This is a genomic window from Aestuariivivens sediminis, from assembly GCF_022662105.1.
In the GTDB taxonomy this organism is placed as follows: Bacteria; Bacteroidota; Bacteroidia; order Flavobacteriales; family Flavobacteriaceae; genus Aestuariivivens; species Aestuariivivens sediminis.
Map to the genome: position 1 here is coordinate 835,871 of NZ_JAKMCP010000002.1, position 26,830 is coordinate 862,700.

Below are 26,830 nucleotides of genomic sequence, written 5' to 3' on the forward strand. Positions count from 1 at the left end.
AAAGAATTTTATCATTAAATGTTGGTTTTCCCACTAAAGATAATGAAAATCTAAATGGAACTTCAGGAAATAAAAAAACCCCAGCTTGCGCTGAGGTTTCTACCACTTGGGTGGCCCCAACTGTTGCTTCCTGCCTTTAGCAAGCTGCTGTTTTCAGAAGTTAATGCACTTAACTTAAAGACAAATTGTATATGGTTATACCAAGTAAATGTCCTGATTCATCTACAAACCATTATTCAGGATACAGATTCTCCTATTCCATACTAATTTTGAATAGTCCTTTAACAGTAAAAGTCATGAGAACGCAATCACTTCGGCTCACTCTCAAAGCAATTCGGTTAACAATAATTAATCTTTTGATGTTTTGTAGTATCACACACGCTCAAAAACTTGAACCCTCTTCTGTCAGTTCAAATATAGAATCCTATGATTTTCACATTCAGAAATATAAAGAGACCCGAACCATCGGGTTCATTCTTGCTGCAGCCGGTGGAGTCAGTTTAATAACAGGTTTAGTAATATCGGCTGATGATGCACTTTGGGATGCTATGGGAGACGCTTTTGTGGATGGTGAAGGCGAAGCAGGTTTAAAACTTAACGGTTTTATGATAGGAGGTGTCTGTGCCTCTTTAGCAAGTATCCCTTTTTTTGTTAAAGCAGATGACCATAAGAAAAAAGCTAATCTTTTATTGAGTACATCTCAGAGTCCATTTAATAATACCACCTTTAGCACTCCAAAAAATATTGGGATCACCTTTGTGATCCCAATTGATTAAACTTGATTTTGCCTTTTCATAATCTATGCATACCGTGAAATGAAAGTACAAAAAATGGCTAAACCACATCTGTAATTTAGGCTTTATGGTATAATAGTCAGCGTATTTATCTATGGAAAAGCTAAAAATGACACCTGTAATTCACCTAATTTTTTGTAACCCAATGCATTCATATGAATAGGGTCTCTATAATATAAATCCTTATTGAATATGTTATAGCCTCCTAAGGTAAACTGATCAAGAAACGGTATGCCGTGAAGTTCACAAATCATTTTTTGCATTTCAACATATTGGGCCATACCATGTTCATAAAAAGGATCATATGCGCCTCTATCATTGAAAGCTTTACTCGATGTGAATAAATAAGTAATAGCCTGGGGATTAATTTCATAAATTTTTTTTATACAATAATTAATTCCTCCTGCCTGGGTGGTCAGTTTTCCCTGGTCGTAACCATCAAATTCTGTATAATCTGTATAGGAGCCAATCTCCCTTTTATTGGTATAATCATTTGTTGATGCCCATAATATATAAATATCAAACAACCCTGCTTCATCAACTTGCTGTTGAATAGATTTTCCTTGCAATGACGAAAATCCTGCCCCCGGAACTCCAAAATTAGTAATTGTCATTCCCAGATATTTCTCCCACAAGATTTTTGCGCTATCGCTTGCTGGTATAACTGAAACAGAGCCCCCAAATACTGCTACTGACTTTCCATAATTGAAAGATGCTTTAAGTGATATTGTCTCAAACTCTTTTTGTGAAAAAACACTATTTGAGAAGAGAAAAAATAGAACAATCAAAAGAATAATACTTCTTTTCATAATAGTACAAATTTTAACTCATGTTAAACGAAATAATATTTTAATGCAGCTGTTTTTACAACGGGTTAAACTTATGCATAATAATTTGGCTATGATTCCGATGGGCAGAAATATCTGTAGGATATTTGGATCATGAATCATAGAGGGTTAAAGATACATTTTTTGATGATTTGATAAGTATGAAGAAATAGAAGTTAAAGTGGACTAGTAGAAAAGTTTTCTTTTTGCCGAGGTTAAATAAGTCAATTAAAAAACAAAGTAATAAACCTACTCAAATCTATAACGAAGGAGAAAAACTGAAAACTTGGCACCTTGGCATTTTTAGTACAAAATGCATTCAATGCAATTAAATAACAGGGATAGGACTTATACAAGGGATCCTTAATATGCCTCTCATAGATAGTTAACCCCTTTACTCATCTTCTTCTCAAAATCTTTGCAATAACAATCTTGGGTAACCAACAATTTAAAATATTCAATTCCAACCCTTACTCACATTTTCCTTATCTTTCCGTATAACTTAATTTTAATTCCAACTGGTGTACATTAGTTTAAGGACCTACATTTATCTAAAAATAATTATGGTTTACTCCAATTTGAACAAAATGAATAAAACACAATTGTTGTTATTTTTACTTTTACCTTTTGTTATTAATTGCCAGCATCAAAACGAAACTAACATGACGCACATTCTCAAAAATAAGAATCTTCAAATTCATATCGATCTTCCTTTTGAAAATTATAACCTTGCAAGATTTGATTGGACTGGTAAAATTACAGCTGTAAAATACAAAAACATTTATGTTTCGGGTACTGAAAAAATGACCACTGAGGACAACAGCGATTTCGGAAAAGGTTTTTATAATGAATTTGGAATTGATACTCCAATAGCATATAATGAAACAAAAAAAGGAGATTATTTTCATAAAATAGGAGTTGGGCTATTGAAAAAAGACAGTGCACAATACCTATTTAGCAATAGTTATGAAATTAAACCAGCAGAATTTAAAGTTACTAAGAAATCGAATAAAATAATTATTGAATGTACATCTTCAAACATTAATGGTTATGCGTATTTTTTGAAAAAAGAAATTGAATTATTAGAAAGTGGTTTTGTGATTAGATATTATTTACACAACACAGGTGAAAAAACAATTGCAACGAACGAATACAACCACAATTTTTTAGCCATTAACAATGATTTAATAAGTAGTGACTACATCTTGAAATTTCCATTTCAAATCAAACCTGAATTATTTGGGGATACAATTAATCCTGAAGGAAAAATTGAAATTGGACAAAATAAAATTACCTTTAACAGTACACCAAACGAACAGTTCTTTTTTAGTAATCTTTCAGGAAATGAAATCGTTGATGCCGCCTGGGAATTAATAAATATTAAAAGCAAAATAGGAATAAGTGAAAAAGCAAGTTTTAAAACAGCTAAAATAAATCTTTGGGGGTGGAAACACGTCATTAGTCCAGAGTTGTTTTTTGATTTAAGAGTCGAGGCGAATCAGGTTATTGAATGGAACAGAACATATAATGTGTTTGAAACAAATTGAAAAATACTAGAATGGAAGATCTTGGAAGGTGATAAAAAACCCAGACTCAATTTTCACTTTTTGCTGACGTTAAATAACGTCAACTAAAAAATAAAGTAATAAACCTACTCAAATCTATTGCGAAGGAGAAAAAACTGAAAACTTTGTTAGGCCGGCAAAACATAGAACAATGAGGCCCTAATAGCTGTTTATTTGTGACGAAAAAATTAGCAAGTTAACCTACCAAAAGCAGGTTAACTTGCCTTTGGTAGTTGGCGTTTTAGAGCAAAATGCAATCAATGCATACAATACAGTTATTTATAAAGTGTAGTTGCGTTTACTGCATAAAAAAAGCCATACATATTTGTATGACTTGATTTAAATGGTGGTCCCACCTGGGCTCGAACCAGGGAAGTTATCTATTTGGATTTCATATACTTAATCATTTAACTCTTTTAAGTGTGTCCTAATTATACTCCTATTATATAAGTTCCTTTAAAAATTTTATTTAAAAGTCAAATCGATAAAATTTTTGTATTCTTTGAGATCTTTTACACTAAAAACATCTAGTTTTCTTTCATCAATCGATTTAATGGGGTGTGCGATTATTTGTCTATATTCATTTACCTTACCTATCCAGTTTAAGGCTTTGCTTTTGCTCTGACCAGGAAAATATTTTTTAAACACGTCTTCCCAATTATGTCTTATTATTTTTTTAAGTCCAATAAAAAACATTTTTTGCATAACATCATCATTTTTACCTTCACCTGAAGAAATTTTACTAATAATATCTTCTGGAATCATTTTAATCCATTCTTCATTAAACTTTTCCACCAACAAGTTTTTAATACATAAAGCCAAAGATATCTCTATTTCATAATAAAGCTTATAAGCTAATTCATAGGCATTTCTTTTCTTCAATAAATAATCTACAATATTTATAATCAATATATTATTTTCATTTTCTTCAAAATCAATAAAATCACCAGAAAAACCTATTATACAACCCGTTTCGGAATTCTCATATATGGCTAAAGGACATGCTTCCTCAACTTCGACTTGATAATCGGTTTGAATGGCAACAGTAATATAAGTTTTATCATCGTTTACCAATAAAGGTTCAGCGGGTTTTTCAACATGAATATGGTTTGGTGCATTAATACTCAACACCTCTATCCCTTCAAATAATTTTCTATCGAGGAATGATGATCGTTTTTTCTTAAATTTCACATCATAACCGTAAAGGGGCCTTAACTTTATACCTTTTTGCTGCATGCCAAATGGACGTAAAAATTTATCTTGAAGTCTGAACTCTAAACTTGGACCATTGGTGCCTCCATTTATTAAATGTATTTTTACTATTAATTGACCTCCTGCCAACACCCATTCTCGAAGAAACAATTCCATTGGGAGACCATAATAGCTTAAAAAATGAAAATCCTCTAAAAAAACTATATCAGAATTTCTAATCAATTCTTTTACATCATCTATGGAGTCCCGTTCACATATGCTTTTGAATACAACCCTTTTTGAATAATCTTCAAATATTTTTTTTAATTTTTCTACATAAAAGCTTGAATTAAGCGGTAAATGTAGTATCGTAACTATTCTTTCATCCATTTATTTTCCAATCAAAAAATTTATAACTCAATTTGAAAAAAGTTCCATCAAGAGTATATGCTAGTAATGAGTTCAGACATTAATTAATAAAGCATAAGAAGGATAAGTACTGGACAACTTGACAACTTTTATGGTGACCCTTTTAGATGCTTTTTTATGATTTTAATTTTTTATTACCTAAAAGGCTTCCAATAGTTGCAATGCAATTTCCTTTACCTCTTGTGCCTGTTCCTGGGAGTAACGCTCTGAATGGGAAGCTCTATTTCTATGGTCCTTTAAATGATTCGCAAGTTTTATCCATTCCTTATCCAAGATCTTCACCTTATTCAATTCTTCCTTGACAAATTCAAAGAATTTAATTAACACTTCATTCCTTGAAGCTGTCTTTCCTCCATTTTTTTCCAAAATAAAAAGCATAGATCCTAATTCAATGAAATGGGGCTCTTTTACTAGATATCTTGCAAGGTTTTTGATCACTTCATTAGATTCAATAAACAATTTGACATCTTTCTGTTCCTTAAAATTATATTTGGACCGTATTTGAAACTCGTCAAATACATTTTTCTTTAAAGCTATTTCTATGGCCTTTCCCATTAACATTACATAAGAAGAATAATCACTACTACTTGCTTCATGAATCTTGCTAAGGCCTTCTATCAATGATGTTTTAGAGCCATCGGGCAAGAAGGCCCAGGCCGGAATTTTGGCTTTAATGAATTCATTTAACCCTTCGTCTGGAGTAAGACAGCAGTCTATAAAATTACTGAATATGTGGGCATCACTTTTAATTTCTTCAAATGCTTCTTTGTAATCCTCAGTGTTTATGTCGCCAAAAATATTTGGCAATAAACATTGACCAGCCAATATCGCCGCTACATAATTTATCTCTGTACATTTTTTTGATGCCAAAAGTATTCCATAAACAAGGGAGGCATGGAGGTTTGCACTATGTAATACAACCGTTTTTTGACAATCGGACAACAGATTAAACTCGGCATAATAATGGTTTACAATTTTGTCTATTGAATCTTCGTACTCTTTTCCATTTCCTTTTATCCAATCTTCAATAGTATCTATGTCCGGAATTTGAACTATGTCAGGATAATCTAAACCTAGTAGTTCCAAATCACTGAATAAATCAGCCCATTTTTTAAATTGTTGAATTTTTTCGGGTCCGGCACAAGCTTTAAGTACAGGGTCATTTAATATTCCTGTTCTGAAATTTTCTATTGTAAATAAATTCCCTTGATGACAATTTCCTTGAAGTAAATCAACCATGGCAGAATAAAGAGTATAGGTTGATAACTGAGTAATGTCCAACTCAATTTCGCATTCCAGCTCAAACATGATATGTTCTATCAGTCTCCTATTATGATGTTTTATTAGATTTCCAGCAGGTGTCAACATATTCTTCTCATCCTTGATTAAAACATATTCACTTCCATTAAAATCAATATAATATTCAGCAAATTCTAAATCCATAAACTAAAATTTTTTTTATGACCCAAAATCATCATTTACAATTTCTTTTATATGTTCATAAACCATTACCATTGCCAAAGTATCCAATTTACAGTATTCTAATAAATTATTTCTTGCTTTTTGATAATTCCCTTCGAATTCACCATTGACCATTTGGGTAAAAACAGTACTGGCCATGCCTCCCTCTTTTATTTCCAAATCTTCATACGACAGTTCAGGAACTAATGCTGGTAACACTGCCTTTATGGAATAACTTCCTTTCATCTCTGGAGTATAATACCATTTTTTTTGAAAAGGAATCATTAAATCTTTCAATCTTGAAATGATACTTTTCAATTCAATTGAATATTCTGGATAAATAGATGCGAGGTCATTTAATTTTCCTCTCTCAAATGAAACATTGTAAACTAAAATATCTCCTGATTCGTCACAATCTTCAATTAATTGCTTTACAAGGGTTTTCCTAGGGTCTATACCAGAACTGGTTTGAGCAAGATATTCTCTATGCTCTAAATTTCCAAACTGGTTTCGAATATGGAGCGAATACTGAAATACCAATTGCTGATATGGTCTGCTATTGTCATAAATTGGTATAGCAGTTGACATAGTCTCAAAATCCAAAAAATGGAGTGGGAAATTCAAATCTTCCAAAAATTCAATGATACTAGACTTATCGATATAGGTTTTATTATCGAGTTCACTCGTGATCTGCAATAGTTGGTTGGCATTAAATGACGTTACTTCCAAATCAATCTCTTCAAAGGATACAACTCCTTTCTGATATAATTCAAACTTCTTTTTGATGTTTAATCGAGAAATATTAAATACGGAATAATCTGGAACATGACTCCAGCAATACCCTTTGAAATCACAATCGTATGGTTTTGAACAGTGTGGCCCAATATCAATATCTGGAACCTCATCCTGATTAATTACGTTCTTAAAATGCTCAATTTGGTTTGGGATTTTAGAGAGAACCTCTTGAACTCTATCATAAACAGACTCAATAATGAAGAGTTCATTAATATCCAAACTGCCGTTTTTTAGGTATTGATTATTAATGTAAACTATAGAAATATCCTTCAGGTCTATCCCTGAATTTATAATGGTATAATATTGAATTGCCGCATCATTTATGTAAACATCCGAAACACTTGTCGAGCTTTTTACCTCATAGGCTTTCCATTCCTTTTCATCTTTTACCAATATATCTAAGGCGGCAATAACACCATTAAATTGAAAAGTAGCCTCATAGATTATCGATTCCCCATTATATATGTAATCTTTGGTTTTAAAAACAGATTCATGAATTTTGAAGTGGCTAGATGGGGAAGCATCTACACCATATGGGAAGAGTTTTTGCGCAATTAAACCGACATTGGTTCCTTGTGTGAAGATTGCCTGAAGTTGAGGTGACACCTTATCCTTTAATTCGTAATGATGTTTGTAGAGATACAATGACTTTTCACATTGGACCCCTCTAATGAAGGTTGATTTTGAAAGAACAAACTTTTCCAAAATGATTATTTTGTTGTCATACAATTTAGCGCTTTTTTAAGAATTTATATCCTCTCACTCTCCTAGTTTTAAAAAAAACAATATAGTTTTACAGGCTTCCTTGAGTCTGCAACCTAATCGCCAGAAAGGGCTCTATATTGTTCATACATTATCAAATTCAGAAGGTTCAATGGAAGCAAAATTTTTTTTACAAAGATTTGTAGAATTCAAAAAAGGCATTGGGGTGATGATGAAATATCTTGAAGAAGGAATATCGTTCAAGCAAAAGCTTAAATTTTTGACTTCCTCCTTTTGCTTGGCAAAACCCGTCTGCCTCAATGTATAGACCTTGATTTCATTGTAAATATGGGCCCGAATAGCATCTCTTTTTTAATAGATCCTTATTTAATTTTATCAAAAATTAGTAATTGCTATAAGTGAGTAATTATCCTTTGCAACATCATGCAATACATCTTCTATTGCCAATACATTTTTATCAATAAAATCAGAGTTTGATAACATTCTCTCAATCTGCAATCCATTTAATTTATCATGAACTCCGTCAGAACAAATTATCAAAACATCATCTTTTTCTGGATTAATAACTTCGAAATAATCCATTTCAGACTTTTTCAAATCTCCTTGAATTGATCTTGTGACTACATGTTTTATGTTCTTGATTCTCTCTGGTTCAACATAAGAGTTAATTTGGATTAATTCATTAACTAAACTATGAGGCTTAGATTCCTTTATTAACTTGTTATTTCTAAAATGAAATATTTTTACATCTCCTACCCAAAAGCAAATTATCTTATCAATCATTACTATTGAACCTGCCAATGTTGCTCCTGATTTATACCCCGCTATTTGTTGATATTGTCTAATAGCTAGATTAGCCTTATTAATGGCCTTTTGAATGTCTTTAGGTATAATTTCTTTTAAAGTATTCAAATAAGTAGATATACTTTCCACAATCATCGATGCCGCATTTTCGCCATCTTCATACCCACCCATTCCGTCAGCTATTAAAAATAATTCAGAATAATTTTTTAAGCTTTCAATATGGATTTTGTCCTCATTTACACTCCGACTTCCTTTATGTGAAAAAGTTGAATATTTCATGTGTTGCCCGTAGCTTGTATTGTACCTCCACCATGTTTAGTAACACGAGGTCTAGTTGAAATCTTAATTGGCCTATGTGTAATTCCTTTTTCTGTTGCCTTTGTAGACCATAAAAACCCTTCTCCTGGAGTCAATGTACTCATGTCATTTGAAGTCAATGCAGATAACTGCGTAATGGACTTCTGAACATGTTTAAGCCATTGTGGACTATTGAATTTATGTAAAAGTACTACTGAACTTAATTCAATTATCTCGTTAGGAAGACTAGGTGGGTCTTGGCTGGCAATCATTATGCTTACACCTTTGTGTCTCATTTCACGTATAGCCGTTACTATATGGTTAGTTAGATCCTTATTATTCATATATTTATGCGCTTCATCAAAGACAATGAACTTATTAAAATGTTTATTATCTATTTTTTTTACAGATGAAAATATATTTAACATAATCACAAATAATCCAAGAGCCTCGTCTTTTACAATAAACTCATCTCTTAGGTCAACTATAATAAGTCTTCCGGGATTTAGGGTTTCGCGTAATAAATAATCATCATCAATATACTCTCGGGCAAAACTTAACTTCTGTCTAGCTAAAGCCTTTTGTGAATTTGAAAGCAGTTCCGAATCTTCTACACTTTGCGTTATGGCATCTATTGTTATGTTTCTTCGATGTTGCTTCATTATCGATTTGAGCTGTTTAATGTAGGTAGAATCGTTTCCAATAGCTCCAAGCAAAAACATCCAATCTTGAATATTTAATTCTTGAGAGTTAAATGCTATAGGTAGAACTGTTACGGATGGAAACTCCTCTTGGCGTTCCTCAATTTTATCTCTAGGAGTAAGAATAATTATATCTTCAATACGATCTGGATTTGCTCCATATCTTTCTTTTAATTTCGCAAGTTCTGATTGTTCATCATTTGGGTAAATCATTGAGGTAAACTCAGGTTCATAATCTATACTTTCACTGTAATGAAATATTACACCCGCTAGTGGTGATGGCAACTTGTTAATGGAACTAAACTGTTTTAAGACCATTTCCGTTATTGATCCAATAGTATAACTTTTTCCTCCACCTTGCACTCCAAAAAGACTTATGGTATTAGTGCCGCTTATATCAATTGCAATTTTTTTACCGTGATTACTTTCCCCTAAAATTCCAAATTGTGCGCTTGGTCCACTCTTTCCAATTAAAATATCAAATTTTGGCAATGTATATTCTTGAACTGCATTTACATTCGAATTATCTAAATCTATTTTTTGTTCCAAATCAATTTCATTCTCCACTTTTGGAATAGACGAGGAAATGTCAGACTCGGAGCTGTCTAATGTTGTCGGAGTGTTCTGCCCATCATGCATGATGTGGGACTTTACTTTTTCCAGAATAGGAATAAGCTTTTTGCGATATCCAATGGTCTCCTCTAATTCATTATTTAGTATACCATCTTCAAGACGTCGTGTGTTTAGATCAGAATCCGGATCTAATATTTCTGTAATTAATCCTTTTCCAAATGTAAAAAATGTAATATCATCCAATTCTTCTTTGCTATGTTTTTTGGAAGCTGAAAAATCATATATTAATCCTAGCTTTTTAAACTTTAAACTAAAGCCATCATCTAAAGTTTGAAGAAATTTTAAATAGTCAAAATAATTTTTTTCTTCTAAATATTCATATCGATATGCACGTTCAATATAAAATGTTAATAAGGACTTAAATTCTTTATTTTTCAATTCTCTATCCAGTCGATCAAATGCAATTTCAAATTCTGGATCAAAATGGGATCTCAATGCTGTTATTGTATTCCTAATTTGGCTTACCATTTTCTCTTTCAATTCAATTTTCTCAGTATTTCCTATCGACTTTCTGCACTTAATCTCAATTACTGTAATCAGAATCTCTCTTTTTTCCGTATCAATTGTTAATAAAAGATTATCCGCCCTGCTCTTACTTTCTGTAGGTAGTTTTTCAAATAGATTTCGATGTAAATCTATTGGTAATAAAAATGAATCATTCAGAAATTCCTTTTTCTCTAATACACGCTTTGTAAATGCCGAGCCAATTACTTCAAACGCTTTATTTTTAGAAGAATTTAACTGTAAAACCAATGAACTACTTACTGCCCTTAAATCTTCAAGAAGTATTTTTATACGTTCTTTATCCTTATCACTATGTACGTCAAGATCGAACTCTTCAAAATGAGGTCCTAACAAGCCAATTATTTCAGATGTTGGTCTAGTTGTAAGGTAAGATGAAATACCTGATACTTCTTCTCCTGGGATGTAATCCAACAAAAAAGGTACGCGACCATCTCGAGAGGGTTGATCAAATATCTGTGGTCCTAAATTTTTATCGAATGTTATGACCCAATCAGAATTATCATGTAAGTGACTTAGCAATACTTTATCTTTTTCACTAAGTCTGAGTTGTGTCGAAGGAATTGAGTTCGTGGGTTTTGATGCCAATGATCCAGCAATAAATGATTGCATAAAATTGAATAAATCGATCGAATATTGCCCTGTAGAACCATACTTTACTTGTAGCTTATTAGTAGTAACGTACCGATTCCATTTTATATGCTTAGAATCCTCAGTTGTAGAGATATTCGAATCTACAATAACACCATTAAGGTAGAAGTTTTTGAACCTATTAATAGGTTTTATAAGCTCAATTGTTATAGGAAAGGGACTAATTAAAAACGATAAATGTGAGGTAAACCTAGAGGGGGTTTTTAAGTAATCAGATATAGAATTAATTGAAAATCTTAATTTTGGAAATAACCTGTTTCTAGATGGCTGTGAAAATGCCTCGGCTTCTTCTGATACGGTACTTTCTGGATTGATTAATTCTTTCAATGATTTACCATGGTCAACAATGTTTTCTTCTCCCTTAAAAAGCCTAATTTCATATTTTACCTTAGTAAAAATTTTATCTTTTTCAAGTTCAATTAATGTATTAGCAAAAATATCTGTATCACCAGCATTAAATAAATTGATTATAAGTTTATCAGCATATGGATGCTGCAAAAGATAATTTTGAATATGTTTTAAAACCAATTTTTGATTGACCTCAGAATCAACATAATTGCTTTTAGCAATATTAAACTGTTCACGGAGGTAATATTTCATTTGTCGTGATAGTGATGTCATCCCTGCCTTATGCTCATCTTGAATCACATCTAGATAAAGGCCCCATCCGAATGACAACTCACCAGCATAGCTAAACCCACGAATATTTTTTGAATCCACAAATACTAATGGATTATTTGTTACTGTAATATCTCCATCAAATAATTTGTCAAGATTGTTAGACCAAGTTTTAACATAGTTTGGATTCTCTAAAGTTTTTATTTCCCAATTATCAAAAAGTTCCATTAAATTCAAATGCCACGACAGTCTTAATGGGTGTAAAGGAGACATTAATAGAGATTCTGAAAATTCTCCATTAGGAAGCTTAACTCTGATCTTGGTTAAATCTAATAATTGGAACTCTATTAAAACCTTACTGCTTTCGACTTTACCTTCATCAGATAAATTTGGATTATTAACTTCTTCATCTAGTTTACTTATCCAATCCCTAAAAATAAAGAGATAATCTTCAAGCTCTTTCTTACAATTAAATAGGTCACATGATTCAAAAATTCCAGTGTTTTTATCATTCGAATTTTTGATTCTCCTAAACAACTTTGAACGCGCCTTCCTGAGCTCTACCGGCACGATATTATTAATATCACTATCAACAAACTCAATGTAATCATATCCTTGAGCTAAGGTGTTAGGATGTAATCTAGCTGTTATATATCCAAATTGCTCATCGTGATTAAGAAACACCTCCTCAATAATTTTAAGTTTTTCCGAAACATTAATTTGATAATTATGTTTGTTAGAATAACTAATATAAAAGACGGCATTATGTCTTGACTTGTTCTGTAACCAGTGGTTAGAATTCTGAACAGGTTCAGGAATATTCTGGTCCTCACCGTTTTTAAAAAGATCTATTCTATATTTAAAATAGGCTTGTAATACATTGTGAAGTTTGTCTTTTTTCTGATTGTCTTCAACGTCTATTTCATCCTCCACTATAAAATCAAAGTCATCAGAATCACAAGTGAGTTTATATGGAAAGTCTGACTTCTGGGTTTCTTCATTTTCAGCCTTGATTTTTAAATATTCCTGATGGATTTTATGTTCTTTAAAATCATCATCATAGTTTAAAGTGTTACCGTGCTCATCCTCTGCTACAACTTTAAGAAAATACGAGCCTTCATCAATCATACTTGAATTGAGCTCAACAGTTACCTCTCTGTAAGGTCTATTTGAATATGAATTTTTGGCTTTTCTTAAATCAGAAATTTCTTCACCTGACTCTCCATCTACCGCCATTAATACCACTCTGAAATATTTTAAATCAATAATATCTTTTGCAGGCGGCTGTGTACTAAATCTGATTTTCAACTTTGAAGTTGATCCCGTTGGAGATTCCAAAATTCTTCTTCCTGCTTCTATTTTTAAGTTTTTAGATTTAATATCTTCCACAATAAGCTTCACATGTTCAAAATCTAAATCTGGAATATCCCAATTAGCAAAATTCAAACTGGGGTATTTTCTCAAAATTAAATCACATATTTCTTTTTCATTTCGAACATTATTCTCATCTTTTAAAAATTGAATTATCTGCTTCTGAATCGAATTAGTTTTTAAAGGTAGATCTGAAATTCTATCATATAAAGGCCTATTGAATTCGGTAAGTAACTTTATACATTCATTATTGAAATTTAATCTAGATCTTATTTTTTCTTTCTCTAACAATAAATTTTTATCAGGAATAAGACCTAATACTCCTAATAGGTTACCAATATTATTCTTAGTATATCCTTGATTTTCTAATTCCAATAGATAATAAATAATATCTGTGGTCTTGTCATCGCCAAAATCCAAATATTTAATAATATCATTCTCTATATGTGATTTGTATTCTATTGGAATCTTTTTAATTAATTTTCTTTTTAATTGGTTTTCAACTCCTTTTAATGAAATTTCTTTAAACGTAGCATTTCCATAAGAGTCTTCTGCTGCTGTTCTACTATTAGAGGGAATAATAACAAGCAAAGGATTAGTTTGATTATTTCTATATTCTATTAATTTGGTTGCAGAAATAAACATTTCATGGTCAGACTCTTTTTCAGAGATTACAAAAGTGTCAACATTGTCATGCTTTTCATTAATAAGTTCCCAAAGAAGACAGGACTCTTTTAGTCCAAGACCACTAATTTTCATGCAATGACCTGGAATATTTTTTTCAAGATCCTTGGCATATAACTCTAAAATAATTTCTATTATTTCTTTGTAATATTTGTCAATAGAATTAATCATTTTAATTCAGATTTAAGTTCGTAGCGCGGTCTAATTCTTTGTAATATATATGCGTCGCTCAAGTCATTGTAAAAACCAATTTGCCTTAACTTTTGTTTAAATGCTTCTACGTTTTCCCGATACGCTATATGTGTGATTAAATCAGCATTTTTAAACCTTTCCTCCTCAAGTCCGTTTATAATAAGTCCATATCTTGTTTTAAGAATATTCATTAATTCTTCTATAGAAAGTGATTGTGTAGTGAATTTATCTCCATCAGACTTTAAGACTAATATTTGAACAAGTGTTTCAAGTAATCGAGTGCCTAATACAAAACGTCTAGGATGTTTTTTACTTCTACCTTGAGCCAAAAATCCTCTGTCATTATTTTTTTGAGATAGATTGTCAATAAGTTGAACGTGAAATCTATAATTATAAGCCCCTCTTACCTTTAAAATTAATTCTATATATCGATTAAAATATGTGTCTTCATACTTCATTATATCATCTACAAGTAGTTTGTCTTCATTTATTAGAGAATTGTAAAGATTGTCCCATTGTAATTCAAAATATATTTCAAACTCAGTGGTTTTATTTTTAAGGGCTTGAAGTGCTCGACTAAGATTATTAGAGTTATTCTTATCTAATTTTAATCTCCTCAATGCCGCATTAATCATATAAGTGCATTTTATATACTCGTACATGCCATTGAATAAATACTCGGTATCAGAAATAGCGATTTTAGAGATATTACTTTCGAAATCATCGGTGACATCAATAACAATATTCCAGTTATCCTTAACATCAATAGTTCCTTGTTCCACCATTTTTGGTAAAAGATGAATTACCTTCTGTGAATAAATTGACAAATGGAATGAAGTGACTGTCTTTAAATAATCAATTAAAACATTCCTTGGCATTAACCGCTTATATACTAGAAGTCTTCTAACATCATCACAATACAACTTTGATTGTTCCAAGAGTAATGGACGGATCTGATTTAATGTAGAATTAGTGTCCAGAAATCCTGGTTTAATGTTTTTTATTAAATGTAATAAGCCTAAGCTGTCAACATCTAAGACCTTACCAATATCAATCTTATCTGTAATTGGATCCCAACCTTCCATTAAAAAGCTTTTTAAATCCTCCTTTACTTGAGGATTAGTTCCGAGCATTAAATAAACTTGATCTGCAGTGTTATAATCTCTTGTGTTTGGAGAATTCCTCACTCTATAAGATTCCAGGTGAATCGGTCTTAAAGAGGAAATTTTTTCTTTATCGATTTTTCCTCTATATACCATATTAACCAGGTTGCTTCTCAACCAAAGTTCAGTAGCTTCAGGATAATCAGAAAATCCAGAAACCTCACCTTCATTTTCTAATTGAGAAAACACTTCTTTTAAATTGTTAAGTTCAATAAAGGTCTTGCTACCCGCTCTTGCTCGCTGTCTTGGCCTAATACCATTATGCCTTAAAAGCATAAATAAATTTACTAGAGTATTATCGATGTTTATTGCCTTCGCGTCTACAGTAAAAATGAGCTCATTTCGAAATAAACTTTCGTCCTTATTTAATTTTATAGCCATATTAAATATTCATTGGTTGTAACAGTAACTTTCTGTCCTGACTTTTACTAATCTTGAAAAATTCTCTATTATCTTTTGTGACAATCACTTCATTATATACCAAGTTCTCGAGTAAGTTTTTGAATATGATTAATTCAATGAATCTTCCCCTTAAATCATTTAATGAAGGACTAAATCCCCTTTGAATGAAGTATAGCATTTCGTATAAATCTAATGATATTACTAATTCAATATGTGTTTCACTTTTGTGTCTAAAAATGAGACTGTCTGGTTCATACTCTAGGTATTTCACGAGATGATCAGTGCTGTTTACAAATAGTTCAAAATCTTCTAAATTGAATAATCTAAAAGATTTACTAAAAGGGTCATTAATCTCTGTCGATGCTAATACCAGATAGTCTTTATCAATAGAGCTATTATCACAGCCTTCATTTAATGAGATCGCCCTTGAAATACTCATTTTTGTTTGACCATCTTTATCCCCGACATTTAACAGGTAATTAAACTTAAAAATAGAGTGGTACGGTAACCTTAATAGGTAGGATGGAAATTTTAGAGCTTGATTCTCTGCAGATTTTGAACTAGCCCCATTATCAACATCCAGTAATTCCGCCTTGCCTTCAAAATATTGGTGGCGGACAAATATCTTGTGGATAGTTTGAATTCTTTCTAACAGGTTTTCATTTTGCTCGTGTGCAGGTACAGATATCTTATGATTATTAAATGTTTCTAACAAATTAATTTCTCTTTTAGAGAATTCGAGATAATTTTTTGACCTGTGTATCCCAAAAAATAAATCTCTATCATAATCAGGTAATGCTACTTCACCGATATCCGTATCCCTAAGTAATTTTATTAACCTGTCTTGATTACCTGAATCATTAACTTGAGAATTGACAAGATTAAAATAGTATTTATCCCAATATTCTTCAGGATTATTGATGGCATTTCTATACAGGTCATCTACTTCCGAGCATTCATAGTCTCGGGTTAACATAAATGCAATCATAGATCTTAGATCTCGCATAGTTATGTGCAGTTCTCTTTTGTAGTTTGCAATTTTTAATAGCCATTCCATCCTACTAATTACTTCCTGTCCAACGGCTGGGTCAGAAAGAGAATCAACGTTATATTTAATAAAGCACTGATTTGCAAGAGAACAGCCATCGCACTTAGACCACAGTTCACTCCTAGTGAGTGCTTTGACCTGTTGTCTAAATAAGCTTGGCTCATTAGGTTTAGATGCTGTTATACTTCTTAAATTTAAATTAATCACCATTAATCCAGGAGGCAGAGATTTATGGCCTTCGTTATAAAAATAGCTATCTATTATATCATTTAACTCTTGGTGTTTAGTGGAAGATTTAAGAAACTCAACCAATCTACCTTCATTTATGGCAATAATCCTTCCCTCACTTGCATCATTGTAATTTGTTAAGTTTTCAAATGGCTTAAAAAAGGACTCTAAAACATCATCGTTAGCTTTTTCTTGTTCATCCTGTGAACCATCGTAGTTACTTTGATAAACGGTGCTATTTATTTCGAATTGCGCTCCATTGTTATGTTCTAACCGGACGAGATTACGAATTGCATTATCATGTTCTATACGTTTTAAAAAAGCAGTTTTACCATCACCAGCGTTACCTGTTATAATTAATAATTTGTATCGCCCATCCAGTATGTCAGGAAGTAATTTTAGATCTAACTTAGAGGGTGTATAAGTTAAATTATCAAATTTTGACATAGATTGACTTGCTCTAGTTCCAAAATTTCCACTTTTAGACTGGCTATATAGTGAGTTTAAATATTCAATAAAATCAAGGCCTTCAATATCAATTTTATATGCTTGAAGATTATCCTTATGTTTCCCAAATACCTCTACAAGTGATTCGTGTAAACGCTTAATGTTACCATCATTAAAATTGCGCGCCCCTCCTTTCCAGAATTGTTCTTTAAAAATTGTGTTACTGTCCATCTTTAATTGAACAGAAATAGGGTCTTTAAGAGATAAACTATGTTTATAAGAAGCTAATTTACTATTGAAACGATCAATAGAGTTTAAAACATTGTTTTCAAAATCTTGATAGATTACCATTTTATCATACAACTTAATCTTAACACCTGGTTGAAATATGTTTAACTCTACGTGATATAACTGTGATTCATTTTCTACAACCTCAATTTTCTTCAACTTTTCTTCATTAAGCCCATCTGGACCAATCTCAATAAGAGCCTCAAGCATTTCCTTAGCATTTTTAAATCTTAAATTAGCATCAGTCGTTATAGCCTTTAATAAAAACTCTGAGAATGCGTGAGATAGATCAGGATTTAATTTTTTCGGAATATTAGGCTTTTTACTGTGATAGGGAACTTTAGCTGGCGCCCATGGATATTGTTTACATGCCAATTCATACAAAGTGATACCCAAAGAAAATGTATCTGCCGAAGTATCCCAATTTACATTATGGCCATCTATTAAATCTGGGGCCAGGTAAGGATTGGTACCAACAAATTCTTGATTATCATCTGCGTATGACGCCACATTAAAATCTATAAGAACAAATCTCTCTTGATTATCCCAAATAATATTCTGTGGTTTTACATCTCTATGCAGAACTTTTTGAGGTAGCTCCTGCATTGAAACCAATGCACTTAAAATATCTTTTCCTACCTCATAAATCCTATGCGTCGGTAGTTTGGCATCCGTTCTAGTATAAGTACTCAGATTTTCTCCATCAAGATATTCCATGATGGTATAAAACTGTCCTGAAGCTGAGTCAGTTCCATTCCAAATGAATTTTACAATGTTTGGGTGGTCTAAATTCTTTAAAGCATTATATTCATCGGTAACAGAGCGAATATTTACACTTTCATGAAAAAGTTTTAAAGTAAAGACCCTTCCCTGAAGATCATGTTTTACCTTAAAAACTCTTGAATATCCACCTCTTCCTAGCACCTGATGAATGGTATATCCTGCAATTTGATCTCCTTCCTTGAGTTCATAAGTATCAATGCGATCCAACCTTTTTGTTTCAGTTGTTGACTTTTCGGCGTCAGTTGTTGCAGTATTTAATGCTTGATCAATAATTTGTTCAAATTCCTCTATATTATCAAGCCTTTCAGCATCGTCAATAAGTATTGTTTTAAGGCATATATCATCAATCCATTTAGGTAAGTTCTTGTTAACTGAAGTTGGGAGCTTATCATTAGGCAACGAACCTCCTAGTTTGTCAAGTTCAAAGGGAGTCTTAAAAGGTTCCGAGCCCGTGAATAACCAATAAACTAAAACACCTAAAGAATAGATATCAGAAGATCTTGAAGCATCTTTATAAATCAAATCCATAGGATGATATGCAGTTGCATTCTGATCATTTATAGTAGGCATGACTGTATATCCCTGTTCATTATGATCTGTGAAATAGGATTTGCCAAAATTGCCTAAATAGGCATAACCGCTACTTAAATAAACATTATCTGGGTTGATATCCCGATGATAAACATTCTCTTTATGAGCCTCCTTAATAGCTGCAACTAGATTATTAATGATCCCTATCTTTTCTTGAAAGGTAAAGGTCTTAGATCTCGCTTCCGCCCTCAGTGAATTTTCATCCAGAAAATCAGATATTTCATAAAAAAGATGGTTTTCCTCATCTATTTTAAACTCCACATTCAAAATGAAAGGTTTTGCTTTAATTTTATTTAGCGCCTTATATTGATTTTTAATGGATTCCTCACGCTTAGATAATTCATCCGGAGAAAGTCCAGTAACTTGAAGCGAATATTCCTTAACCCTCTTACGTATGGAAGAAGTAACTCCTTTTGGTTTTACTAAATATTCAGTAAAATTTGGCTCTTGTTGAAGGATTTCAAGTATTTCATATCCTTCTACCTCTCGCTTTTGTTCAGGTGACTTCTTGCTTTGCTGACCTGAAATAAACTCAACGATTGGTCTTTGAATACTTGAAATATCATTTGCTGTTTTACCAACATTATAGGAGTCAGTAAGAAAGTCTATCAAGTCAATATTAAGTTGAAACGTAAGTTTTGCAGCCTCATCATAAAATTCCGGTTCATGACTGTTTGGAAAAGAAAGAGTAACCATAGTCTGTATCCATGCCTTACGCCATGAAATATCTTGCTCTTTTAATTTAGAAGCCAATATGGCAGTTTTTTGTCTACAGGTTTTTAGAGGGTTTTGTTTTTGACGATCATTAACATACCAGTAATTATCATCACCTTCAACACGTCCTTTCCAATCTTTATTCTCAATATTAAATACCGCATGAGGTGCTATTACAATTAGATCATATTCCCAATATTGAGTACGGTTATTCCGAGGATTAGTCGAGGCAATCTCAACATTTGGAATGAGATAATAGGTGTCCGGTAAGTTAACTTCCAGAAAATCTAAAAGACGCTTTTCTCCGGCATTCACAACCGATTCAAAATAGGGTGGTTTAACTATTTTTGCCATGATTCAATTTCTTTTTCTATTAAGTCGATTGCTTGTTGTTCCAAATCTACAGATCTAGACTTCTGATTATGGATATTTATTATTCTGTCATTAATATTATCCATTAAGACTTTATCCAAAATAGGAATTGGGAGTCTTTCCAAGAAATAAGGAATTGGTCTGCATAAGGTGGCTCCGCACGAATAACTTCTTATTAATCTGTATGCAAGGGGGGAAGAAAGCCAAGCGTATAAATATCCTGTTGGTATATCTTTTGCTTTCATTCTTATGAACTCCCCAACTAATAACTTACTCCTCAAGAAATTTTCTACTAAAACGGCTCTGCAATATGCATCACCTTCTCCCATACTCCCCACCCCTGAAATTAGAATTTCATTTGTAACGGCATAGTCACTCTTTTTAGGATAAAGTTTAGAAACATATTTCCCTTTAATTATATTGTTAAATATTTGTTTTTGATTTATTAATTCTACACCATGGCCGGACGATACTTCCACCCTTTTAAATGCAGAAGAATGATATAACCCTTTGGTATCAATGACATCAATTAATGGAAGCACCTTGTGCTTCTCTTTTAGGTCAGAAACTCTTTTAGCAAGAGTTTCAGAATAATTAAATGCTTTAAAGGAATTAAGATTAAAATTTTGAATGTTAATTTTAAATACTCTTACTTTTCTTGAATATGTCCGAGGCCCATAATATTCAAAGTCTTCATAGGTGAAATTTTTTATTTGTAAATGATCGTTTAATAATTTTTGGGTATTAATTAACTCTTCAATTGAACTTTCCCTGCAGATTAACGATTGTTGGATAAGATCGTTGATCTTAAATATAAAATCTTCTTTGAATTTTGGAATAGGAATTTTTTTAAATAACTCTGGATCAATATAAGATTGTACTGCTCCTCCGCCAAGCTTTAAAATAATAGAGTTGCCATATGTGGATTTTAAATACGCATATAACAATGAGTTAATTTCTTCTTTTTGCGAATATAGTTTTATGATGTTATTACCTGTAACTGCATCTTGACTCCATTTGTCTACCATGGCAACGTCTCCAATTCCCCCAACTACCGAAGCCAAGATCATTCCTCTTTTAAATTTGTGCTTTAATGTGTTGATTCCTATTGTTGCAGAAACATTTTTACAGCTTTCTGATGAATTATAGTTCATCATATCAGTCATGGACATAAACTTCAATCCATTTGGCTTTTTTACATATATTCGTTTATTTACACCTCCAATATTCGAACAATAGTCAAGCAAATCAATTAAATGATCATGTGGTTTGGCTTTGATTAACTCTTCATTTACAGCCCCTTCTAAAAGAAAAAAACTGCTTTTGAGTCTATTTTCTTGGCGGATAAATTTATATTGAACAGGTCTAAATTTCATTATTCATTTTTAAATACTCTATTACAATATTTGGTAAATCATCATCAATAAGTTTTGATTTCTGAGACCTGGCTCTTAGCTCAGATTGACCTTTATTTTTTTTAACTAAATATATAGTCTCAACATCAAATAGCATTTCTAATCCATTTTCATCCTTTTTGTAAATAGGATTTCCCCTTCTATCTTTACCAAGTTTTTCAGCAATGGCCATAAATACCTCGTAGTTTTCTGCTACATCTTGAGCCAGTTGTCTTTCATTTTCAGTCTTCTTTTGTAAGAACAATAAAGATGCTTGTACACCAACCTGAGGTAAAAATGCCTCAACGGCCAAATCAATGGACGCTAAAATCTTGAATTGGTTAAAAATCCATTCTCTTACCTCAAAAGCATTTGGATTACCCAAAATACTATCCGGTAACACTATTGCCATTCTACCACCTTCCTTTAAGTAATTATAACAGGCCTCAATAAATAGGACTTCAGGCGCGTCACTGTATTTTGATAAAAAATATTGACTGGCAATTTCCTTCTCTACTTTTACTTTAGCACCAAAAGGAGGATTTGTAAATAGTAAATCAAATTTACCTCGGGCATCCTTCATATAGTCGTTATCAATGTCACCCATTTGGGAGAGACTCCTATTTATAGACTCATTAATCTTTTTAATTTCTTCTGGATGCTCCCAGTTAGGGTAAGCTAATGAGTTCACATGAAAAATATTCGCATGACCATCACCAGCCATAACCATATTCATACGAGCGGCCTTTTTTAAATCTGGATCAAAGTCAAAACCAAAAATGCTATTTTCAGCATATTTTTTGACTCTTTCGTTTACCTCCAAGGAATTATATTTTTGTTCTAACAGAGGCCCTTCTAAATCAGGAAACAGTTCACTTGCAACTTCTCTTCGTACATGATCCAGAACCATTACAAGGAATCCACCAGAACCACAAGCTGGATCCAATACTCGATCATTTTCAGTTGGAGCAAGTATATCTACCATGGCTTTTACTATATTTCTTGGAGTAAAAAATTGACCTGCTTCTTGTTTTAGTGTATTGCTAACAATGGTCTCATAAGCTAAGCCTTTAACATCTACAGAGGCGTCCAAAAAAGAATACTTGGCTAACTCGCCCGCAATAAATGCTAGCCCTTTATCTGTTAGCCCAATAGCCTCATTCCCTTCAAAAACCTCTGAAAAGATTTCATCTGATTTTAACTCTTCAAACAGCCCCTTTATGCGTTCAGAAATTGCTTTTCTACCTTGTTCAGTATTTTGCTCCTTGACACCAACCCAGAATTTACGACGATAGGTTTCACCATATTGATCACAGATAAATCGACGTTTCTCATCGTAAATCTTACAAAAAATAAGATTGAGTAACTGCCAGAATGCATCTTTCTTTCTGCCCTCATTTCCGTAAATGTAATCATGAGAACGCTTAAAAACCTTTACCAGTGAATCCCCAGCTGCCACCCGTCCGGAAGATCTATCTATTCGATCAATGTCTTCCAAAGTTTCTCCTTGCCCTGGAAAGTCAGACAGATCAGAAAAAGTGTAGTCAATGCCAAAGGCATCTTCTTCCTTCTGCAGAAAATGGTAGCTTACTCCGTTAGTCCAAAGACCAAATTCACAGCTTTCAACAGCCCCCATGGCATTCTCCAAAGTAGCTACCAATCCCTTTTTAGTATCTTTCTCTTTTACTTTGTTATCGTGAACAACACAAATTCTAATTATATACTCTTGCTCGTGTGGTTTATCGTTTTGGAAGATTACCAATTCAACTTTTTGCCTTTTAGTTTTTCCTGTATCTGGATCGATATATACAATCTTGTAATCTCGTTCCATATCATTGAGTTCGAAACCATATTCTTCATTTAGCATACGGATAGCAGATTGCAAATTTGATTCCTGAGTACTTATTCTTTTTATTTCACTCGAGAGAATACATATTAGTTGATTGTCTTCTAAAACTATATTTTGTTCCTTAATGTCAGTAGATGTCATATCTAATTAATAGATTTTATATAATTACTTATTTCATTTCTTTTATCTCTTCTTGCGGCATATCGTAAAAGCTTGCTAATATTTATATTGTACTTTTTAAATGCCATATTAAAAATCTCGTTTAAATCGTAACCAATTGGTTCAAGATAATTTTGATATTTAAGCCATATATTTACCAAAAGCCCTTCTATTGAGAGTGTTATATAATCAGCATCATAAAATAAAGGTGTTTCAGACACAAGAGGCGACATGATAATAGCTTCCCTTTGTGGTAATAAATAGCGGTTTATTATGTCCTGATCAGGATGAAGAAAAACTTGCCTACTAAAGTCAACAGTTTCATTAAATAAATGGTCTAGATTAGTCTTATCTGTTGATACAAACACCCAATATCGATCAATAGTTTTACCAATTATCTTATTTATCATCTGGGTATCCCATAAACTTATTTCATCTTTTGTTAAAATCTTAATTCGATTATATAATCTTTTTGATTTAAGACTGAAATTAGGTGAATAGCTCGGTTTGAATTTAAAATCATACAACCCACGTCCAACTTGATTTATTAATCCATCGCTTTTGAGTTGATTAAGCTTCCAGGATATTGTACTATCTGATAAATCAGGGAAAAATTTTGCGATCAAACCCGCTATTTGATGAGTAGTGATAATATCTAAATCACTAAAATTAGACTTAATTTTATTGGCGAGTTCTAAATTTGTCATAATATCCCCACAAGGTACTAAACATTATTATGTATTCAAAACTTTGGCAAATTTTATTTTTAACTGCCTTTTTTTGGGATCAAAAAAGAGTCTAATATTACGCCCCTTATCAATCTATTATCCTTATTATAGTTCTTCTATCAAAAAGTAAACTAGATTAGTTATTCCCTCAGTAAGGATGAACATATTCTCAGTGTTCCCTAGTCACCAAAAGCTTATCAATAAGAAATAAAAAAAGGGCACCGTTTTGATGTCCTTTTGATGAAAAATTTTATTCATATTCCCATAATATCCCTTCTGGAGGATTTCGTTCCTTTCTACAAAACCGAGCTATACATGACTTTGAAACACCTGTTTTTCTTGAGGCCTCAGCAACAGAATCAAACTCCCGAGCTGTTTCATCTTTAAAGTTATAATAGATTACTTTTCTCTTTCTAGCATCCTCATTGGGCTCAAATGGATAATTATAACTCCAATAAAATCCCTTATAAATATTATTCACACTTAAACAAGCCCTACTAATATGCTGTTTAGATGAACTGACCGATTTAGCAGCTTTTTCCAAGCATTCATACTTTTCAATAAGCAAACCATTAGCTATATCATATTTGTAAACTGTTCTTTTTATACCAGAACCTCCATTGTCTTGGTTATACCCTTCTTCTTTAGAATTATATTTTAATATAAAAGCCTTCTCCTTTTGCGCTAGTTCACCAATACTTGAAGCAGAATCAATTTGTTCCCATGAAAAAGCATCTGTACCATAAGTGCTGATTGCTTCATGGAACTTTCCCTTCACTCCTCTTTTGGCTCTCTCACATTGATCTAATTTTCTTTGATACAAGCTGTTTGTTGTCGCACCGATATAAATCTCTCCTGTTTGCTCATTTTGAGCTTTATATATTATTCCTATCATTTTTCGATTAAATTACTACTTAATCAGACCTTTTTGCAAGGGGTGTATTTAGCCTGATTACCCTGACTAATCTGATTAAGATGTTAATTATGTTATTCATATATCAAATAACCCCTCTTTATATTGCTCATCACCGTCGGATTGTATAATTTTAAAGACTCCCCTGCTCACTCTTTCTATCTTACTTTTAGCTATCAGCTTGTTTTTGGCTTTGTGCAATGTATCATGTGACATAACCCCTAAATCAGAGTAGACTAAATCAGACATCATTGTAGACGTAGAAATAGTCTGATTACCCTGATTATATTGATTAAGCATATAATCATAGATCAAGTTTTCATTATCTTCATTAAATCTACCATCCGTATTAGAGGATTTACCTTCTTTATAGAGTTTATATTTATTAGCCCTACCGATATTTTCAAACCAATAATCTTCCCCTAGTCTATACAAATGGGCTAAGGTTGTATCCTTTTGAGCATACTTGTTTTGTATATCACAAAAATAATGTCCGCCACTTTCTGTTGGAATCTCTGCTAAGGCATATATAAATTCAAAATATTGTAGAATGACCCTACTCCCAGCTACATTGGTCTGCTCAGGAGGGCGTTCATTCCCCTTAGTGTTATGATGAAGTACTATAAAAGTCTTGTTCAATGATTTTAAATACATTGAAAACTTCTCTATAAATAATCTACCGTCATCACTTCTCTCAATGACTCCAGAAAACATATTGGTCAAACTATCTAAAAACACGATTTCAGCATCAGAAGCTGCAATATAATTGTGTAATTGCTTCCAATCCTTGTCATCATTTATAAATTCCAGGAAATCTTTAGGGGTGGTTTGAAAATTTTGTTCAAATAACTTCAGTTCCTTGTCATTTAGTATTTCAATTTGCCTTTTATTTCTTCTGGCAAATACCTTATAGGATTCCTCCAAATTGATGAATAACACCTTTTTAGGTTGCCCATCTAATTTAAACCCAAAAAACTCCTTTCTGCCTACACTTAATGATATGGCTAAGTTTTCAGCAAAAGTGGTTTTTCCTGTTTTGGGTTGTCCTACTATTAATCCATGAGAGCCTTCAATAATACCATTCCATATAAATTTTGGCTCGGGCTCTAATTCTACTTCTTTTATTAAATCAATTAACTTTTTTACCTTGATTTTTTCTTCATCATTATTCTTTAACATTAAAAATCATTTATGAATACCCAAAATCAGTATAATCAGGGTAATCAGGTTATATTACAGCAACTATTACACTGTAAAATTCCATTAAATCTTTTGGGAATAGTTATTCAGAATCTAATGAAGAAAATAAATGTCCAAATAACATTGAAATATTTGTCTTTTTGGGCTTTTCATCTTCTCTCTTCATGGTCATTCTGACCCAAATATCAAATACAAATATACAAAAAATAATTGAATTTTCCAAGTTTTTTATGTATTATTTTTAATATAATGTCATTTTTATTGAATTTTTTATAATCAAAAATCTATATTTT

Annotated in this window: 15 protein-coding genes; 2 read left to right on the forward strand and 13 right to left on the reverse strand. The window is 32.1% G+C overall.

The features are described from left to right. Positions 1-296 precede the first annotated feature (296 nt). Positions 297-776 carry a hypothetical protein gene (locus tag MR054_RS07795; protein ID WP_242157318.1) on the forward strand — a complete coding sequence of 160 codons (480 nt, stop codon included), beginning with the start codon at positions 297-299 and terminating at the stop codon, positions 774-776. A 110-nt stretch (positions 777-886) separates the two neighbouring features. Here MR054_RS07795 and MR054_RS07800 read toward each other — a convergent pair whose 3' ends face one another. Beyond that, positions 887-1,603, reverse strand: a complete 717-nt coding sequence (locus tag MR054_RS07800) for an SGNH/GDSL hydrolase family protein (RefSeq protein ID WP_242083540.1) — start codon at positions 1,601-1,603, stop codon at positions 887-889. Positions 1,604-2,208: 605 nt separating this feature from the next. Between MR054_RS07800 and MR054_RS07805 the strand changes: the two genes are divergently transcribed. Beyond that, on the forward strand, positions 2,209-3,168 hold the full coding sequence (locus MR054_RS07805; protein WP_242157319.1) for a hypothetical protein: 960 nt from the start codon (positions 2,209-2,211) through the stop codon (positions 3,166-3,168). Positions 3,169-3,651: 483 nt separating this feature from the next. Here MR054_RS07805 and MR054_RS07810 read toward each other — a convergent pair whose 3' ends face one another. The 12 genes from MR054_RS07810 to MR054_RS07865 form a co-directional block, all read right to left on the reverse strand. Further along, positions 3,652-4,767, reverse strand: coding sequence for a Swt1 family HEPN domain-containing protein (locus tag MR054_RS07810; protein ID WP_242157320.1), 1,116 nt, complete (start codon positions 4,765-4,767; stop codon positions 3,652-3,654). Between the two features lie 177 nt (positions 4,768-4,944). Next, a complete protein-coding gene (locus tag MR054_RS07815; protein ID WP_242157321.1) occupies positions 4,945-6,249 on the reverse strand; it encodes a hypothetical protein in 1,305 nt (434 codons plus the stop codon). A 15-nt stretch (positions 6,250-6,264) separates the two neighbouring features. Continuing rightward, the gene (locus tag MR054_RS07820) at positions 6,265-7,767 is read right to left on the reverse strand and encodes a DUF2779 domain-containing protein (RefSeq protein WP_242157322.1); all 1,503 of its coding nucleotides are present in this window, start codon (positions 7,765-7,767) and stop codon (positions 6,265-6,267) included. A 393-nt stretch (positions 7,768-8,160) separates the two neighbouring features. Beyond that, complete coding sequence (locus tag MR054_RS07825) at positions 8,161-8,868, reverse strand: PP2C family protein-serine/threonine phosphatase (protein ID WP_242157324.1); 708 nt, start codon at positions 8,866-8,868, stop codon at positions 8,161-8,163. Continuing rightward, entirely contained in the window at positions 8,865-14,237 is a 5,373-nt protein-coding gene (mads8, locus tag MR054_RS07830; RefSeq protein WP_242157325.1) for a methylation-associated defense system ATP-binding protein MAD8, read from the reverse strand. Before mads8 ends, MR054_RS07825 begins: the two co-directional genes overlap by 4 nt. After that, entirely contained in the window at positions 14,234-15,802 is a 1,569-nt protein-coding gene (gene mads7 / locus MR054_RS07835; protein ID WP_242157327.1) for a methylation-associated defense system protein MAD7, read from the reverse strand. The genes mads8 and mads7 overlap by 4 nt, the downstream gene beginning before the upstream one ends. A gap of 1 nt (position 15,803) precedes the next feature. Continuing rightward, on the reverse strand, positions 15,804-20,276 hold the full coding sequence (gene mads6, locus MR054_RS07840) for a methylation-associated defense system protein kinase MAD6 (protein ID WP_242157329.1): 4,473 nt from the start codon (positions 20,274-20,276) through the stop codon (positions 15,804-15,806). Next, the gene (locus tag MR054_RS07845; protein WP_242157331.1) at positions 20,264-21,670 is read right to left on the reverse strand and encodes a restriction endonuclease subunit S domain-containing protein; all 1,407 of its coding nucleotides are present in this window, start codon (positions 21,668-21,670) and stop codon (positions 20,264-20,266) included. Before MR054_RS07845 ends, mads6 begins: the two co-directional genes overlap by 13 nt. Beyond that, entirely contained in the window at positions 21,660-23,678 is a 2,019-nt protein-coding gene (gene mads2, locus MR054_RS07850; RefSeq protein ID WP_242157333.1) for a methylation-associated defense system DNA methyltransferase MAD2, read from the reverse strand. Before mads2 ends, MR054_RS07845 begins: the two co-directional genes overlap by 11 nt. A 2-nt stretch (positions 23,679-23,680) precedes the next feature. Beyond that, the gene (locus MR054_RS07855) at positions 23,681-24,403 is read right to left on the reverse strand and encodes a DUF6577 family protein (RefSeq protein WP_242157335.1); all 723 of its coding nucleotides are present in this window, start codon (positions 24,401-24,403) and stop codon (positions 23,681-23,683) included. A gap of 271 nt (positions 24,404-24,674) precedes the next feature. Beyond that, entirely contained in the window at positions 24,675-25,319 is a 645-nt protein-coding gene (locus MR054_RS07860) for an NUMOD1 domain-containing DNA-binding protein (protein ID WP_242157337.1), read from the reverse strand. A gap of 96 nt (positions 25,320-25,415) precedes the next feature. Next, positions 25,416-26,516, reverse strand: a complete 1,101-nt coding sequence (locus MR054_RS07865) for an AAA family ATPase (protein WP_242157338.1) — start codon at positions 26,514-26,516, stop codon at positions 25,416-25,418. Positions 26,517-26,830: the final 314 nt, after the last annotated feature.

Coding starts and splice junctions, on each gene's coding strand:
- MR054_RS07800 (WP_242083540.1), bottom strand. CDS start 1,603: ATGAAAAGAAGTATTATTCTTTTGATTGTTCTATTTTTTCTCTTCTCA.
- MR054_RS07815 (WP_242157321.1), bottom strand. CDS start 6,249: ATGGATTTAGAATTTGCTGAATATTATATTGATTTTAATGGAAGTGAA.
- mads6 (WP_242157329.1), bottom strand. CDS start 20,276: ATGGCAAAAATAGTTAAACCACCCTATTTTGAATCGGTTGTGAATGCC.
- MR054_RS07795 (WP_242157318.1), top strand. CDS start 297: ATGAGAACGCAATCACTTCGGCTCACTCTCAAAGCAATTCGGTTAACA.
- mads8 (WP_242157325.1), bottom strand. CDS start 14,237: ATGATTAATTCTATTGACAAATATTACAAAGAAATAATAGAAATTATT.
- MR054_RS07865 (WP_242157338.1), bottom strand. CDS start 26,516: ATGTTAAAGAATAATGATGAAGAAAAAATCAAGGTAAAAAAGTTAATT.
- mads2 (WP_242157333.1), bottom strand. CDS start 23,678: ATGACATCTACTGACATTAAGGAACAAAATATAGTTTTAGAAGACAAT.
- MR054_RS07805 (WP_242157319.1), top strand. CDS start 2,209: ATGAATAAAACACAATTGTTGTTATTTTTACTTTTACCTTTTGTTATT.
- MR054_RS07810 (WP_242157320.1), bottom strand. CDS start 4,767: ATGGATGAAAGAATAGTTACGATACTACATTTACCGCTTAATTCAAGC.
- MR054_RS07825 (WP_242157324.1), bottom strand. CDS start 8,868: ATGAAATATTCAACTTTTTCACATAAAGGAAGTCGGAGTGTAAATGAG.
- mads7 (WP_242157327.1), bottom strand. CDS start 15,802: ATGGCTATAAAATTAAATAAGGACGAAAGTTTATTTCGAAATGAGCTC.
- MR054_RS07845 (WP_242157331.1), bottom strand. CDS start 21,670: ATGAAATTTAGACCTGTTCAATATAAATTTATCCGCCAAGAAAATAGA.
- MR054_RS07855 (WP_242157335.1), bottom strand. CDS start 24,403: ATGACAAATTTAGAACTCGCCAATAAAATTAAGTCTAATTTTAGTGAT.
- MR054_RS07860 (WP_242157337.1), bottom strand. CDS start 25,319: ATGATAGGAATAATATATAAAGCTCAAAATGAGCAAACAGGAGAGATT.